Below are 15,710 nucleotides of genomic sequence, written 5' to 3' on the forward strand. Positions count from 1 at the left end.
CCACGCACGAGGCGGACGTCATTCGAGCTTGAAGCCCACTTTGATCGTCACCTGGAAGTGGGCGATCGACCCGTTCTCGATGTGGCCGCGCGTCTCGACGACCTCGAACCAGTCGAGGTTCGTCAACGTTTCGTTCGCGCGAGCTATCGCCTTGCGAACCGCGTCGTCCGTGCCCTCCGTCGATGTTCCGACGATCTCGGTCACGCGGTAGATGTTGTCGCTCATTGCGTCTCCTTCACTGTCGAGTTCGGGATCGACTTCCGGCTCGATGGTTCTCTCTTCCGTGCGGATCCGAAACCTGTTCCAGCAAACACACTGCGGCACTGCCGATGTCGTCGCCGAAAAGTGTGCGTCGCGCAGCGACAACACGAGAGTCTGTACCGTGAGCGCGTGAAAACTTCTCGCCTGTCCTCGACCGGATTCGTAGTTGGGACCGCACTGGCCCTGATGCTCTCGGGCTGCAGTTCGGATTCCTCCGAGCCTTCCGATGCCGGTTCGGCACCCTCCACCACGTCCTGCCCCACAGAAGCGCCGAGCGATGCGGGTGACCCGGAGTGGACCTTGGACGGCGACACGGGCAGCGTCGCCGTCATCGGTTCGACGGACTCGACCACGCCGTCGGTCCAGGTCGAGGCGCCCTTCGCGGTGTCCGAGACCCAGGTGCACACGTTGAACGAAGGGTCGGGACCCGTCGTGGCCGACACTGCTCAGGTGGCGGTGTGCTACATGGGCGTCAACGGGCGGGACGGGTCGGTCTTCGACAGCAGCTACGAGCGCGGTACCCCCGCCGAATTTCCGCTGACCGGTGTCGTCACCGGATTCCAGAAGGCCATCGCAGGCCAGACGGTCGGCTCGAAGGTCGCCGTCGCGATGACGTCGGCCGACGGTTACCCCGACGGTCAACCGCGTGCGGGAATCGAGGCGGGCGACAGCCTCGTCTTCGTCATCGACATCCTCGACGTCACCGGGTAAGCACCGTCGAAAGGCACGCAGTGAGCACGCAGGACGTCGACGGTCACCCACTGGACGACCCGGTCAGGGGATCTCTGGTGGGGGCGCATGCCCGGTTCGCGCGGGTGTCGGGATCGGGACGCGTCTTCCGATTCGACCCCGAGGTCGCGCCGTTCCTCGGGCACCCGCCCGTCATCGAGACAGGGGACTGGGACGATATCGCCGCATTGTTCGGGCCCGGCGAAATCGTGTCGCTGACGGGCGTCGGACACCGGGTTCCCGCAGGGTGGGACGTCGTCGACCAGTTCGGGCTCGTACAGCTCGTCGGCACGCACCTCGAGACGCGGCCGTATCCCGACGCGATCGTTCTCGGCGCCGACGACGTGCCGGAGATGCTCGACCTCGTCGAGCGCACCAAGCCGGGACCGTTCCTGCCTCGGACCTTCGAGCTGGGAACCTATCTCGGCGTGCGTGACGGCGAGGCGTTGGTGGCGATGGCCGGGGAGCGAATGCATCCGGCGGGTTGGACCGAGATCAGTGCCGTATGTACGGACCCCGCCTACCGAGGGCGGGGGCTCGCGACCGACCTGGTCCGGGCCGTCGGGCACCTCATCCGCGCGCGTGGTGAGGAGCCGTTCCTGCACGCGTCGGCAGCCAACACGCACGCAATTCGGCTGTACCTGTCGATCGGGTTCGAGCTTCGGCAGGAATCTCGGCTGACGCTCGTACGGATTCCTGGCTGACCGGACCGCGGGACCGGACCGAATGTGGCCAACCGGTCACTCAGAGTGACCGGATGTCACCCTCGCTCGCGGCGCGCGCGAGCCGGGCCGGCCAGACCCAGGACGCGTCGCGGCAGGAGTGACCATGGTTCGAATCGGCCTGATCGTTATTGTTGGTCCGTGACCGATGATCCGTCGACCCGTCCGGACGAACGTTTCACCCTCGCCAGCGAACGCACGTTCCTCGCGTGGATGCGCACGTCACTGGGTCTGATGGCCGGTGGCATCGCCATCGTGCACCTGGTCCCGGACTTCAGCACCGGCTGGGTGCGCACCGGATTGGGACTCGTCCTCATCCTCATGGCTGCGTCGGCGGCCATGGTCGGCCTGCGTCGCTGGCTGCAGGTGCGCAAGGCGCTGGAAGAGGGCGCGCCGATGCCCGAGGCGAAGGAACTGTGGCTGTTCGCCGTCGGGATCGGTGGAATCGCGATCCTCGCGGCCGTCATCACGGTGCTCGGAATCGAGTAAGCAGAGGACTCGGCGGACTCGGCGTGCACAATCGAAGTGACTGATGACTAATGACGAGGGAGTAGAGCGTGGCACAGGCGTTGAAGCTCGGGTACAAGGCGTCGGCGGAGCAGTTCGGTCCGCGGGAGCTCGTCGAACTCGGTGTGTTGGCCGAGCAGCACGGGATGGACTCGGCGACCGTCAGCGATCATTTCCAGCCGTGGCGTCACGAGGGTGGGCATGCGCCGTTCTCGTTGGCGTGGATGACGGCGGTCGGTGAGCGCACCGAGCGGATTCAGTTGGGCACATCGGTGCTGACGCCGACGTTCCGGTACAACCCGTCGGTGATCGCGCAGGCTTTCGCGACGATGGGCTGCCTGTACCCGGGGCGCATCATGCTCGGTGTCGGTACCGGTGAGGCGCTCAACGAGATCGCGACCGGGTTCACCGGCGAGTGGCCGGAGTTCAAGGAGCGCTTCGCCCGGCTGCGGGAGTCGGTGCGGTTGATGCGCGAGCTGTGGCTCGGCGACCGCGTCGACTTCGAGGGCGAGTACTACACGACGAAGGGTGCATCGATCTACGACGTGCCCGAGGGTGGTATTCCGGTGTACATCGCTGCGGGTGGTCCGGTGGTGGCACGGTACGCAGGCCGGGCTGGTGACGGGTTCATCTGTACGTCGGGCAAGGGCATGGAGCTCTACACCGACAAGTTGCTGCCTGCCGTCGAAGAGGGTGCGGGCAAGGCCGAGCGCGACGCCGGTGAGATCGACAAGATGATCGAGATCAAGATTTCGTACGACACCGATCCGGATCTGGCTTTGGAGAACACCCGCTTCTGGGCGCCGTTGTCGCTGACGCCGGAGCAGAAGCATTCGATCGACGACCCGATCGAGATGGAGAAGGCGGCCGACGAATTGCCGATCGAGCAGGTGGCGAAGCGCTGGATCGTGGCGTCGGATCCGGACGAGGCGGTCGAGAAGGTCAAGCAGTACACCGACGCCGGGCTCAACCACCTCGTGTTCCACGCGCCGGGTCACGACCAGAAGCGGTTCCTGGAGTTGTTCGAGCGCGACCTGGCGCCGCGGTTGCGCAAGCTGGGGTAGTTTTTGCGAGCTTTCGACGGCTCTCCTGTCGGCATCGATGGTCCGTGGCATCCGATAGACAGCTGCCGCGGACCATCGATGCCGATCCGGGGGCAAGCGATGGCAATCAGTCCGCAGTGAGGGCGAACATCCGCATCTCTCGGTCGGTCCGGGTCTTGTATTCCCCGTACACCCGGACCATGTCGTTGAACGCGTCGTAGATGCGCACTTTCTCGTCCCCGAGAACGGGGGTGGCCGTGACGGGAATCCTCTTACCCCCGATCGCGACGGTTGCATGCGGATCGGCGAGCAGGTTCGACGTCCAGGCCGGGTGATGCTGTTGCCCGAAGTTGCTGCCGACGACGTACAGCGTGTCGCCCTCCCGGTAGTACAGCAGCGGTGAGGTCCGCGGCGTCCCCGACTTGCGACCTGTCGTCGTCAGCAAGACGACGGGCGCGGCGATGGGCCCGAGGATCGTGTACTTCCCGTCGGTGCGCTCGAGAAGTCTCCGGTCGATGCCTGCGAGGTTCCGGATGACCCATGACCCGGGCTTCGTCGCAGCGAACGCGATCGCAGGCTTACGAATGATGCTGTTCTCGCTGCCCCAGCGAACGTCGGGAAACGGTGATTCGGCCATGACAGATCCGACTACGGCAGGTCACCTTCTGTCAACTACTCACCCGCTACTCTGGCTGGCATGGCCGAGCGAGCATCGAGCATCTACATCGCCTCTCCGGAGGGCGACACCGGTAAATCGACCATCGCGCTGGGCGTGCTGCAGATGTTGTGCGCGTCGGCGGCCCGCGTCGGCGTCTTCCGCCCTATCGCGCGTTCGACGGACGAGCCCGACTACATTCTCGAACTGCTCGTCGATCACACGACGGCGGATCTCTCGTACGAGCAGTCTCTCGGCGTCACGTACGAGGAAGTACATGCCGATCCCGACGCGGCCCTCGGCGAGATCGTCTCGCGCTTCCACGACGTCGCCGCGCAGTGCGACGCGGTCGTGATCGTCGGCAGCGACTACACCGACGTCGGCAGCCCGAGCGAACTGAGCTTCAATGCTCGTATCGCCGCGAATCTCGGTGCGCCCGTGCTGTTGTCGCTGCGCGGATCGGAGAGGTCGCCGGACGAGATCGTGCAGCTGGCGCAGCTGAGCCAGTCCGAGCTTCGCTCCAATCACGCGCATCTGGTCGCCATCGTCGCGAACCGCTGCGACCCCGACCGCCTCGACGACGTCACCGCCGCACTCGAACCGCTCGGCGTGCCTGCGTGGAGTCTGCCGGAGATTCCCTTGCTCGTCGCACCGACCATGGCCGAACTTCTCGACGCCGTCGACGGCACGCTCTACAGCGGCGACTCCGAATTGATGCAGCGTGAGGCACTCCGCGTCATGGTCGGCGGTATGACGGCGGAGCACATCCTCGAACGACTCACCGAAGGCGTCGTCGTCATCGCGCCCGGCGACCGATCGGACGTGCTGCTCGCGCTCGTCAATGCGCATGAGGCGGAGGGCTTTCCGTCCCTCGCCGGGATCATCATGAACGGAGGAATCGAACCGCACCCGGCCATCGCGCGACTCGTCGCAGGCCTCGGGCCGCGTCTTCCGATCCTGACCACGGACCTCGGCACGTTCGACACCGCGTCGGCAGCCGCAAAAGCACGTGGACGCGTCGCCGTCGGCTCCCAGCGCAAGGTGGACACCGCCCTCAGTCTGATGGAACAGCGCGTCGACGCGCAGGCACTGCTCGACAGCCTCGAACTCAGCATCCCGTCGATCATGACGCCGCAGATGTTCGAGTACCAGCTCATTCAACGTGCCAGAGCGGACCGCAAACACATCGTGCTCCCGGAGGGCAACGACGACCGAATCCTGCGTGCGGCCGGTCGACTGCTGCAGCGCCAGGTCGCGGAACTGACGATCCTCGGCGAAGAGGGGCCGATCCGCAGGCGCGCAGCCGAACTCGGCGTCTCGCTCGACGGCGTCGCCGTCCTCGACCCGAAAACCTCCGATCACGCCGAGCAGTTCGCCGCCGACTACACCGAGATTCGTAAGCACAAGGGCATGACGATCGAACGTGCTCGCGAGATCATGACCGACATCTCGTACTTCGGAACGATGATGGTGCACAAGGGAATTGCCGACGGCATGGTGTCCGGCGCCGCGCACACGACGGCGCACACCATTCGGCCGTCGTTCGAGATCATCAAGACCGCAGCCGGCGTGAACACCGTGTCCAGCATCTTCCTGATGTGCCTGTCCGATCGTGTTCTGGCATACGGCGATTGCGCGATCGTCCCGGATCCGACGGCGGAGCAGCTGGCCGACATCGCGATCTCGTCGGCGCAGACGTCGGCGCAGTTCGGCATCGACCCGCGCGTCGCGATGCTGTCGTACTCGACCGGTGACTCCGGATCGGGCGCCGACGTGGACAAGGTGCGCGAGGCGACGAAGCTCGTCCGCGAACGCAGCCCGGAACTGTTGGTGGAAGGGCCCATCCAGTACGACGCGGCCATCGAGCCGTCGGTCGCGAAGTCCAAGCTCCCCGACTCCGAGGTGGCCGGACGCGCAACGGTGTTCATCTTCCCGGACCTCAACACCGGCAACAACACGTACAAGGCGGTACAGCGTAGCGCGGGAGCCGTCGCCGTCGGGCCGGTGCTGCAGGGTCTGGCGAAACCCGTCAACGACCTCTCGCGCGGCGCACTCGTCGAGGACATCGTCAACACCGTCGCCATCACCGCCATCCAAGCTCAGGGGTCGAAAGAAGCATGACCGTTCTCGTCGTCAACTCCGGCTCCTCGTCCATCAAGTTCCAGCTCGTCGAACCCGGTTCTCCTGATCTGGCTCATTCCGCCGGCTCCACTCGCGACGGAACCGCCGTCGCAACCGGTCTCGTCGAGCAGATCGGTGAGACCGAGGGCCGCGTCGTACTCGATCTTTCCGGGGACGAGTCCGAGAAGCGCCTCGAGATTCCGGATCACGCCAAGGGTCTGCAGATCGCCTTCGACATGCTGGCCGACGCGGGCGTCGACCTCCATGACAGCGTCACTGCCGTCGGGCATCGCGTCGTACACGGCGGCGAAGTGTTCTACCGGCCGACGGTCGTCGACGACGCGGTCCTGAAGCAGATCGACGAGCTGAGCAGCCTGGCGCCGCTACACAATCCGCCGAACGTGCTCGGCATCGAGGTCGCCAGGCGTCAGTTGCCCGACGTACCGCACGTCGCAGTGTTCGACACGGCGTTCTTCCACGGGCTGCCCGCGGCCGCGTCGACGTACGCGATCGATCGAGACACCGCTCGCCAGTATGGAATTCGGCGCTACGGCTTCCACGGAACGTCGCACGAATACGTGTCGCAGCAGGTCGAGAAGTTTCTCGGCAGGGAGGGGCTCGACCAGATCGTCCTGCACCTCGGCAACGGGGCGTCCGCGTCGGCGATCAGGGCAGGGGAGCCGATCGACACGTCGATGGGGCTGACGCCGCTCGAAGGGCTCGTCATGGGGACACGCAGCGGCGACATCGATCCCGGAATCGTAATGCACCTGCGCCGCAGTGCCGACATGGACGTCGACGCCATCGACGAATTGCTGAACCGCAGGTCAGGGCTCAAGGGGATGTCCGGCATCAACGATTTCCGTGCACTGCAACAGCGTATCGACGACGGGGACGGCGACGCGGCTCTGGCCTACGACGTCTACATCCATCGGTTACGCAAGTACATCGGCGCCTACATGGTCGACCTCGGGCACCTCGACGTCATCACCTTCACCGCAGGCGTGGGCGAGAACGCGTCGCAGGTCCGAGCGGATGCGCTCGCGAATCTCCAGGGCTTCGGTATCGAGATCGATCCGGAACGAAATGCGCAGCGCGGCAAAGTCGCTCGGGTGATCTCCACGGACGGATCAGCGGTGACGGTGTTGGTCGTGCCGACCAACGAGGAACTCGCCATCGCTCGCGCGACAGATGCCCTGGTCAGCAGCCGCTGACGCGACCCGTGCGTGCGAATGTACAGCCGGCTGTACATTCCCACGCACATGGTCGTTCCGCAGGCTCAGGGTCAGAACCGCGACCGAGGCCGGATCGCGTTCGCGAGGTCGACCAGCGTGAACCGATGAGCGCGGTCGGTCGCGTTGCGCGCCAAAGCTCGTAGGCCTTTCTCGGTGCCCTTCGCGAGCCCGGTGTCGGTGAAGTGCACCCCGAGGATGGGCTCGCGTTCGGCCTCGGATGCGTGACCGGACCGAATCCAGTCCATCGCCATCGCCAGGACGAGGGTCCGCATCTGCAGCGCGCGGGCCTCGCTGCGGGGAAGTACCCCGACGCGGCGCGCAGCCTCGCGAAAGTCCTCCTCCTGCAGGTCTTTCGACGGCCGGTCCATCAGCAAGGTCAAGATGGACGTCATCCTGGCCACCGAGTAGTGCCGCGAACTGATCGGCACCTGGTCCAGGGTGGCCACCGCGGCGTCCGTCTCGCCCCGGTAGGCGAGCTGGCGGGCCAGACCGAACGCACAGCTGACGACCGCCCGGCTGGTCCGCCAGACGACGCGGTAGTACGACTCCGCCCGGTCGCGCCACATGTCGCGTTCGTCGGCCCCCAGGTTCGGATTGCTCTCGACGATGAGTTCGGCACTCGCGGCCAAAGCGATCTTCGGCGCGAGTTCGCCCGGCATGGCGTCGAGCACCTTCTCGAAATGTCGGTGTGCGGAGACGAGTTCGCCCCGAAGCAGAGCGAGCAGTCCTGAGTACCACTGCACTCGCCAGGGGTCCTCGTCGCCGGTCTTGACCTGTGACAGCACCGAATTCGCGGTCGCCACGTCGCCGAGGTCGATGTGCGCCTTCACCTCGGCCAGAGTGATCTCGAGACCACCGGTGGAGCCGTCGGCGAAGCGTTCGATGCCGTTACGACGAGCGTGCGCCAGCGAGTCGAGAGTCTGCTGCGGCTCGCTGTGCACGGCGGCGGCCAACAGCGGTGCACTGGGATCGGTCGGGTCGACGAGCGGAACGGGCAACGCCGACACGACTTCTCGCGCACCGAGCTTGTCACCGCGAAGTTTGCCGTCGACGTACGTATCGGTCCGACCGACGGATTCCTCGGTGCCGAACACCGTGCGCGGAGGACTGAACGCGGTGGACAGGCCGGGTCGCTCGGTTCCGGTCTGCTGCGCGAGGATTTCTCGCAGAACACCGGTTGCTTGGCTGGCCAGCACATCGGCCGTCGCGAAGCGCCTCGTCGGATCCGGATTGGTGGCGCGCATCAACAATCGATGGAACGACGGATACGTGCGCAGCAGTTCGTGATCGTCGGGTGACGGAATGCCGGGGTCGTAACGCCCACCGGTCGACGGCATCTCGAGTGTCAGTACGGCGAGAGTTCTTCCCACCGTGTAGATGTCGGATGCGATCGTCGGCCCGGTCTTGACGATCTCCGGAGCCTGGTAGCCGGCGGTGCCGTACAGGTATCCGTAGTCCTCGATACCCGCGACGGCGCCGAGATCGATCAGCTTGATCTGATCGTCGGTCACCATGATGTTCTCGGGTTTGAGGTCGTTGTAGACCAGACCGATCGAATGCAGGTACGACAACGCGGGCAGCACTTCCAGGACGTACGCGATGGCCTGCTCGACCGGCATACGCTCGTGATCGTCGCGTGCGGACAATATGTCGCGCAGCGATCGTCCGCCGACGTACTCCATGACGATGAAGCCGACCTTGGTTCCGTCGCCGCGGGGCTGTTCGACGAAGTTGTAGATCTTCACGACGCCCGGATGCGCCACTTCGGCGAGGAACTGTCGCTCGGCGACCGCGACGGCATGCGCCTCGTCGTCGCCGAAGTGCAGCAAACCTTTCAGGACGACCCAGCGGTCGCTGACGTTGCGGTCGATCGCGAGATAGATCCAGCCCAGGCCACCGTGCGCAATGCAACCCTGCACCTCGTACTGGCCGACGACCAGATCGCCTGGCTCGAGCAGCGGTGAGAAGTCGTAGTGCGCACCGCAATGCGGGCACGTACCCGATTCCTGATCGGGATCACCTGCCGAGCTGCGGCCGACCGGTGAGTTGCACTTCCAGCAGAAACGCTTCTTCTGTGGAACCGTCGGGTCCTTCATGACCGCGGTGGCGGGATCGACCGGATCGACGCGAGGGACGTCGACCAGTCCGGCGCCGAGGCGTCGCCGAATTCCGTTGGTGCGTCCCGACCGCGTACGCCCCGACGTGCGTGACGAGCGCGACGACCGAGCCATGACCGCGGCCTGAGTCCGTTCCGCGGCCTGCGTTCTCTCGGCCGCCTGGGTGCGTTCCGAAGCCTGCGTTCGTTCGGCAGCCTGCGTTCGTTCGGACGCGGCGGTCATCGCCGCTGGGGCTGTTGCCGGCCCGGTGGGGGTTTCCGGATCGCGTGCGTTCATGTGCCCTGCTCAGTCCACGTACGACGGGGACGGCGGACCGGGTGAGGCACCCATGACCGTGAGCCAGCGCGAATACAGACGGTTCCAGGTGCCGTCGGCGCGAATACGTTCGAGCGTGCCGTTGACGAACCGGACCAAGTCGTCGCTCTCCTTCTTGATGCCGACGCCGTACGCCTCCGGGCTCAGGCTGGTACCGACGAGTTCGAGATAGGGGTCCTGCGCGGCGAGACCCGCGAGGATCGTGTCGTCGGTGCTGATGGCGTCGACCTGCCGTTGTTGCAGAACGACAAGGCAATCCGACCACATCGCTGCCGTCACGATTTGCGCGGTCGGCACGATGCGTTCGAGACGACGCAGCGACGTCGTGCCGTCCACCGCGCACACCCGCTTGTTCGCGAGGTCGGCGACGCCGTTGATTCCCGAGTTCCGCACCGCCAGCACACGATGCTGAGCCTGGAAGTAGACGGTCGAGAACGACACCTGCTCCTTGCGTGCACACGTGATGGTCATCGTCTTGACGACGACGTCGACCGTCGAGTTCTGCAGTGCCTCGATGCGCTCCGCGGACGTCAGGATGCGGAAGTCGATGCGGTCGGGATCGCCGAACAGGTCTCGCGCGATCTCGCGGGCGATGTCGACGTCGAAGCCGACGAGTTTGCCGTCCATCGGCTCGAGGAAGGAGAAGAGGTTGCTGCCCGTGTCGAGGCCGACGATGAGACGCCCGCGCTCGCGAATGGCGTCGACCGTCGGGGCGGGGGGAGCAGGCACAGTGCCCGCCGGTGTCGGGCGAAGGCTCGCAGTCGGTCTGGAGCACTGCACGTCCTGGGGACCCGGGTCCTGCGTGGCGGATGCGGGCCCTGCGCCGTCGGGAAACGGTGTGCCGGAGTATTCGACGTCCGGTACCTCCGGGATGGGCGGCTCCGTCGTGCATCCGGCCGTGAGCACCGCGATCATGAGCAGAACGGCCACTGCGACAGAGGATTTCACAGGTACTCCCGCAGTCTCGGTGCGATGCCGGCGGCGACGGCAGCGGCAGCGACGATCGTCAGCGCCACCGCGCCGGACGCCATGCCCGCCAGTGCCGACTTCGCGCGAATGACGTTGCCACGTAACTCGATTCGAGCCTGTTCGATGCCGTCGACCAGTTTGCTGTCGAGTGCACGGAACTGGGTCGACGAATCCTGGACTCCGCTCCCCGTCGTGATGAGGACAGCGGTCGCGAAGTCGCCGGTGCCGAGAGCGTCGGCGATTCGGGCGTGCGAGGCCTTCCATGCGGTCAGCGTGGCGGAGATGTCCGGATCGTCGGCGAACAAAGTCGTCAATTTGTCTGTGTTGGTGGTGAATTCGGCGTCGTAGCCCCGGCTGCTCCCGCGGCGCACCAGGTCGAGGGTCTCGTCGGCACGTGCCTGCTGGGCGAGGATGAAACCGGAGGTCAGACTCTGCAACGGCGCGACGCCGCGATCGAGAGCACGGTCCGTGGCCGTCGACGAGACGATTCCGCCGACCAGCATCCATCCCAGCAGAACGGTCATCGTCGCCGTCGCCCCGAGGAAGCCCCAGTTGAACGTTCGGTTGGTGCGCCCCGCCAGAAAGATCTGGGCGAGCACGAGAAGGACGAGGCAGAGAACGACCAACGCGATCGCGAACAACGGCGGACGGATGAATCGCTCCTGGTCGGTCGCAACGCGGGCGGATTGCTCGGTGTACAGGCGCTCGGCGCGCGGAAGCAGAACCGTCTGCATCTGATTCGAGGCTTCACCGAGGTACGCGGCACCGACGGGATTGCCGACGCGGTTGTTCGTCCTGGCCGTCTCGACGAGTCCGGTGTACACGGGCAGACCCGCGGCGATCTCCATCAGCACCGTGCGCGCGTCGTCGTCGGAGTCGCCGAGACCGTTGGATGCCCGAATCAGCTCGGCCCCCGCGTCGCCGATCGCTCGTGTGTAGCGGTCGCGGGTCTCCTGCGGTTCGAGACCTCCTGCGAGAAAGGCGGTCGACGCGGCCGCATCGGCGACCGACAAAGCGCCGTACAGGTTCTGGGCCGAATTGGCGAGAGGCTCGGTGCGGACGAGCAAAGTGTCGAGAGTGCGCGCGCGATCGGAGACGGCGACCGACGTGACGAGACCGGTGGCGACGAAAGCCACGATCAGCACGACCCCGAACGCGATCATGCGCACGGGCGTCGAACGCACCAGCCGCTGCAGGTCCCGCCGCGGATCGCTGCTCGCGGCCGAGGCTGCAGTCGTGGGAGGTACGGCAGCAGAGGGTGTAGTGCCGACCACAGTCACAGAGTCGAGCATATAAGCAGCAGTGAGCGCGCGTACTCGGACCGTGAACACACTGCATGTCGGTTCACCTAAGGTGTGTCGTATGCGCGGCGACGGCGACGGGTGGGTTGTAGGCGAGAACGGCACGCGGCACTGGGGCAGGCACGGCGCCGCGGGTTTGTTGTTGCGCGCTCCTGCTGCCGACGGGACGCCGACCGTGCTGCTGCAACACCGCGCGCTGTGGTCGCACCAGGGCGGAACATGGGCGTTGCCGGGCGGAGCACGCGACAGTCACGAGACGACCGTGCACGCCGCGGTTCGCGAAGCGGAGGAAGAAGCGGCGATCGCAGCCGACTTCGTGCACGTGCGCGGTGAGAAGGTCACCGCACGCGCCGACAGTGGATGGACGTACACCACCGTCGTCGCAGATTCCCCGGGTCAGCTCGAGACGACGCCGAACGGTGAAAGTACCGAACTGCGTTGGGTTCCCGAGGACATGGTCGATCAGCTGCCGCTGCACCCCGGCTTCGAGATCGCTTGGCCGACGCTCCGTACGACGCCGCTCCGCATCCTGCTCGACACGGCCAACGTACTCGGCTCGCGCCCGAACGGCTGGTGGCGCGACCGCAGCGGCGCCACCGGCGAGCTGCTGACGTCGCTCGCCGACGCCGTGCCGAGGACCGTCGAACTACCGGACGGCGACTTCGGGTGGCTGACGCACATCGACGCCGTCCTCGAAGGCGAGGCGCGTAACGCGGCGTTCGACGACGCCCGCGTCCCCGTCATTCATGCGCCGGGTAGCGGCGACGACGAACTCGCCCGCCGGGCCGAGACGGCCGACAGCCTGACCGCGCTCGTCACCGCCGACCGAGGTCTTCGGCAACGCGTGCCCACAACGGTGCACGTGCTGGCCCCGTCGACGGTGCTGGCGTGGTTGGGATCAGCGTCGTAGCTTCGACGCCAGTTCTCGCGCCGCGGCCTGGGGATCCCGTGCCTGAGTGATGGCCCGAACGACGACGATCCGCTCGCAGCCCGCCTCGAGGACCTCGTCGACGTTGGTCGCGTCGACCCCGCCGATCGCGAACCACGGACGCGCCGGAGCCGATTCGGCGGTACTGCGCACGAGTTCGAGGCCTGCCGCGGAACGGTTGGGCTTCGTCGGCGTCGCCCACACGGGGCCCGTCGCGAAGTAGTCGACGCCGTCCTCGATCGCGGCGAGGGAAGCCTGGTTGCGATTCTGCGTCGACCGGCCGATGACGACGTCGGGACCGAGGATCTCGCGCGCGTAGTGCACCGGCAGGTCGCCCTGGCCGAGATGCAGGACATCGGCGCCCGACGCCAACGCGAGGTCGGCGCGGTCGTTCACGGCCAGAAGCGCCCCGTGACGCTTGGTGGCGGCGGACAGGATCGCCAACGCGGCGAGTTCGTCCTTCGCTTCGAGCGGACCGAACTCGCGCTCGCCCGCCGAGTTCTTGTCGCGGAGCTGAATGATGTCGACGCCACCCGACAAGGCCGCTTCCGCGAACTGGGCAAGATCGCCCTTCTCGCGCCTGGCGTCGGTGCACAGGTAGAGGCGAGCCGATGCCAAACGCTCGCGCGCCGTCTGGTTCTGGGGACTCTCGTAGGGATGCACTCTGCAAACGGTAGTCTGTCGGGAGTACGTAGATACACGGGAGTCCTGGGGTTCGCAGGGCTGAGAGTGGACACGCCGGTCCTTACCGTCAATACCTGAACCGGATCATGCCGGCGCAGGGAGTGAGGTGGAACAGAATGTCCAAGTCCCTGGCCGTCGTCGGCGGCGGTGTCATCGGCCTGGCCGTGGCAGTCCGCGCGGCACGCGACGGCTGGTCGGTGCGCCTGTACGACCCGGCCGTCGGAACCGGAGCGTCCTGGGTCGCGGGCGGCATGCTCGCGCCGCTGTCCGAAGGGTGGCCAGGCGAACACGACCTGCTCGAGCTCGGGGCTCACTCGCTGGCGCGGTGGCCGGAGTTCGCGCGTTCACTCCCGGGCGACGTCTTCTCGTCGACGGGATCGCTGACGGTCGCGCTCGACGCTGCCGATGCCGCGGACCTGCGGACCATCGCCGAATTCGTCGGGGAGCAGGGGCATCGGCTCGACGTGTTGAGCCGCGCCCAGGTGCGCGAGCTGGAGCCGTCGCTGGCGCAGAACATCCGCCTCGGGCTGCTCGCGCCCACCGAATTCGCCGTCGACAACCGGTTGCTCGTCGCGGCGCTGCAGAAGGCTGCGACAGGAGTCGAGTTCGTCGCCGAAGCCGTCACCGACATGGACGCGCTGGACGCCGATCAGATCGTCGTCGCGGCGGGAGATCGGACGGCATCGCTGCTTCCCGACGTGCCCGTCCGTGCGGTGAAAGGCGAGATCCTGCGCTTGCGTCGCAGGTCGAGTGCCGTCGAAGCTCCGAGCAGGACCATCCGCGGCAGCGTCCACGGACGGCCGATCTACCTCGTCCCGCGCGGCGACGGCCTGGTCGTCGGCGCCACCCAGTACGAATCCGGACGCGACACGCAGGTCACCGTCGCGGGCGTACGCGACCTCATCGCCGACGCCGAACGCCTCATGCCCAGCATCGGCGAATACGAACTGTACGAAGCCGCAGCCGGGCTACGACCGATGAGTCCCGACGGTCTTCCCGTCATCGGCCGGATCTCCGAGCGCGTCATCGTCGCATCGGGTCACGGCCGCAACGGAATTCTGCTGACCCCCATCACCGCAGACGCCGTCGCCGCACTACTCGCCGGCGACGCACTCCCCCAAGCGAAGGCTGCAGATCCAGCCCGATTCGAGATAGGTAGGAAACAATGATCACCGTCAACGGGCAGGACCACGAGCTGACCGAGCAGCTGACCATGACACAGTTGTTGACGCGACTGTCCATGCCGGAGAAGGGCATCGCCGTCGCGGTCGACGGCGTCGTGCTGCCGAAGAGCCGATGGGACGCCACGACCGTCGAAAAGGGTTGCAACATCGAGGTTCTGACGGCGGTGCAGGGTGGCTGAGTCACTGAAGATTGCCGACAGGGCGTTCGATTCCCGCCTCATCATGGGCACGGGTGGGGCCGCGAATCTGACGGTGCTGGAGGAGGCCCTCGTCGCCTCCGGGACCGAACTGACCACTGTCGCGATGCGACGCGTCGACGTCGCCGGAGGCACCGGTGTGCTGGATCTGTTGCGCAAGCTCGACATCGCGCCGCTGCCCAACACGGCCGGATGCCGCGGTGCGGCGGAGGCGGTGCTGACGGCGCAGCTCGGCCGGGAAGCGCTCGACACCGACTGGGTGAAGCTCGAAGTCATCGCCGACGAGCGCACCCTGCTGCCCGACGCGATCGAATTGGTCAAGGCTGCAGAACAACTGGTCGACGACGGATTCAACGTGCTCCCGTACACGACCGACGATCCGGTGCTGGCGCGCAGGCTGGAGGACGTCGGATGCGTCGCCGTCATGCCGCTGGGTGCGCCGATCGGAACCGGCCTCGGCATCTCGAACCCGCACAACATCGAGATGATCGTCGACGCGGCAGGGGTCCCGGTCATTCTCGACGCGGGCATCGGTACCGCGAGCGACGCGGCGCTGGCGATGGAATTGGGTTGCGACGCAGTCCTCCTCGCGACGGCGGTCACACGCGCGAAGGATCCGGCGCTCATGGCGTCGGCGATGAAGCACGCGGTCGCAGCGGGATTTCAGGCCCGTCGGGCCGGGCGGATCCCCAAGCGGTTCTGGGCGCAGGCGAGTTCGCCGATGTGAGTCCTACGTGCGTGC

General features: G+C 66.4%; 16 protein-coding genes and 1 riboswitch. Of the genes, 10 read left to right on the plus strand and 6 right to left on the minus strand.

Features of this window, described 5'->3' with window-relative positions:
* Positions 1-18 precede the first annotated feature (18 nt).
* On the minus strand, positions 19-225 hold the full coding sequence (locus RhoFasB10_RS25145) for a dodecin (protein ID WP_068422270.1): 207 nt from the start codon (positions 223-225) through the stop codon (positions 19-21).
* Positions 226-447: 222 nt separating this feature from the next.
* Here RhoFasB10_RS25145 and RhoFasB10_RS25150 point away from each other — a divergent pair, with 222 nt between their 5' ends.
* The 4 genes from RhoFasB10_RS25150 to fgd all read left to right on the plus strand — a co-directional run bounded on the left by RhoFasB10_RS25150 (position 448) and on the right by fgd (position 3,283).
* Entirely contained in the window at positions 448-972 is a 525-nt protein-coding gene (locus RhoFasB10_RS25150) for an FKBP-type peptidyl-prolyl cis-trans isomerase (RefSeq protein WP_167679205.1), read from the plus strand.
* 20 nt (positions 973-992) lie between these two features.
* Positions 993-1,694 carry a GNAT family N-acetyltransferase gene (locus tag RhoFasB10_RS25155; RefSeq protein WP_068422019.1) on the plus strand — a complete coding sequence of 234 codons (702 nt, stop codon included), beginning with the start codon at positions 993-995 and terminating at the stop codon, positions 1,692-1,694.
* Between the two features lie 159 nt (positions 1,695-1,853).
* A complete protein-coding gene (locus RhoFasB10_RS25160) occupies positions 1,854-2,201 on the plus strand; it encodes a DUF202 domain-containing protein (RefSeq protein WP_167679189.1) in 348 nt (115 codons plus the stop codon).
* Positions 2,202-2,269: 68 nt separating this feature from the next.
* Positions 2,270-3,283 carry a glucose-6-phosphate dehydrogenase (coenzyme-F420) gene (fgd, locus tag RhoFasB10_RS25165; RefSeq protein WP_114327997.1) on the plus strand — a complete coding sequence of 338 codons (1,014 nt, stop codon included), beginning with the start codon at positions 2,270-2,272 and terminating at the stop codon, positions 3,281-3,283.
* A gap of 106 nt (positions 3,284-3,389) precedes the next feature.
* Here fgd and RhoFasB10_RS25170 read toward each other — a convergent pair whose 3' ends face one another.
* Positions 3,390-3,899 carry a nitroreductase/quinone reductase family protein gene (locus RhoFasB10_RS25170; RefSeq protein ID WP_167679191.1) on the minus strand — a complete coding sequence of 170 codons (510 nt, stop codon included), beginning with the start codon at positions 3,897-3,899 and terminating at the stop codon, positions 3,390-3,392.
* A gap of 60 nt (positions 3,900-3,959) precedes the next feature.
* Between RhoFasB10_RS25170 and pta the strand changes: the two genes are divergently transcribed.
* Together pta and RhoFasB10_RS25180 are read left to right on the plus strand one after the other, a co-directional pair.
* Entirely contained in the window at positions 3,960-6,038 is a 2,079-nt protein-coding gene (gene pta, locus RhoFasB10_RS25175; RefSeq protein WP_167679193.1) for a phosphate acetyltransferase, read from the plus strand.
* Positions 6,035-7,252 (plus strand): acetate kinase, encoded by a 1,218-nt coding sequence (locus RhoFasB10_RS25180; RefSeq protein WP_167679195.1) that lies wholly within the window; start codon positions 6,035-6,037, stop codon positions 7,250-7,252. The genes pta and RhoFasB10_RS25180 overlap by 4 nt, the downstream gene beginning before the upstream one ends.
* Positions 7,253-7,323: 71 nt before the next feature.
* Here the strand turns inward: RhoFasB10_RS25180 and RhoFasB10_RS25185 are convergent, their stop codons facing one another.
* The 3 genes from RhoFasB10_RS25185 to RhoFasB10_RS25195 are packed head-to-tail and all read right to left on the minus strand — an operon-like array spanning position 7,324 to position 11,954.
* Positions 7,324-9,666, minus strand: a complete 2,343-nt coding sequence (locus tag RhoFasB10_RS25185; RefSeq protein ID WP_167679197.1) for a serine/threonine-protein kinase — start codon at positions 9,664-9,666, stop codon at positions 7,324-7,326.
* Positions 9,667-9,675: 9 nt separating this feature from the next.
* Positions 9,676-10,620 (minus strand): glutamate ABC transporter substrate-binding protein, encoded by a 945-nt coding sequence (locus RhoFasB10_RS25190; RefSeq protein WP_167679207.1) that lies wholly within the window; start codon positions 10,618-10,620, stop codon positions 9,676-9,678.
* 29 nt (positions 10,621-10,649) lie between these two features.
* Entirely contained in the window at positions 10,650-11,954 is a 1,305-nt protein-coding gene (locus tag RhoFasB10_RS25195) for a hypothetical protein (RefSeq protein WP_084423567.1), read from the minus strand.
* Between the two features lie 82 nt (positions 11,955-12,036).
* Between RhoFasB10_RS25195 and RhoFasB10_RS25200 the strand changes: the two genes are divergently transcribed.
* Positions 12,037-12,885 (plus strand): NUDIX domain-containing protein, encoded by an 849-nt coding sequence (locus RhoFasB10_RS25200; protein ID WP_167679199.1) that lies wholly within the window; start codon positions 12,037-12,039, stop codon positions 12,883-12,885.
* Here RhoFasB10_RS25200 and thiE read toward each other — a convergent pair.
* The gene (thiE, locus tag RhoFasB10_RS25205) at positions 12,874-13,566 is read right to left on the minus strand and encodes a thiamine phosphate synthase (RefSeq protein ID WP_068422043.1); all 693 of its coding nucleotides are present in this window, start codon (positions 13,564-13,566) and stop codon (positions 12,874-12,876) included. The genes RhoFasB10_RS25200 and thiE overlap by 12 nt on opposite strands.
* 26 nt (positions 13,567-13,592) lie before the next feature.
* Positions 13,593-13,705, plus strand: a riboswitch (TPP riboswitch).
* Here thiE and thiO point away from each other — a divergent pair.
* From thiO to RhoFasB10_RS25220, 3 genes are all read left to right on the plus strand, one after another.
* Positions 13,704-14,756, plus strand: a complete 1,053-nt coding sequence (gene thiO / locus RhoFasB10_RS25210) for a glycine oxidase ThiO (protein ID WP_167679201.1) — start codon at positions 13,704-13,706, stop codon at positions 14,754-14,756. (Overlaps the previous riboswitch by 2 nt.)
* Entirely contained in the window at positions 14,753-14,950 is a 198-nt protein-coding gene (gene thiS / locus RhoFasB10_RS25215; RefSeq protein WP_068422047.1) for a sulfur carrier protein ThiS, read from the plus strand. The genes thiO and thiS overlap by 4 nt, the downstream gene beginning before the upstream one ends.
* The gene (locus RhoFasB10_RS25220; protein ID WP_167679203.1) at positions 14,943-15,695 is read left to right on the plus strand and encodes a thiazole synthase; all 753 of its coding nucleotides are present in this window, start codon (positions 14,943-14,945) and stop codon (positions 15,693-15,695) included. The genes thiS and RhoFasB10_RS25220 overlap by 8 nt, the downstream gene beginning before the upstream one ends.
* Positions 15,696-15,710: the final 15 nt, after the last annotated feature.

The organism is Rhodococcus sp. B10, from assembly GCF_011770055.1.
Lineage (GTDB): Bacteria > Actinomycetota > Actinomycetes > Mycobacteriales > Mycobacteriaceae > Rhodococcoides > Rhodococcoides kyotonensis_B.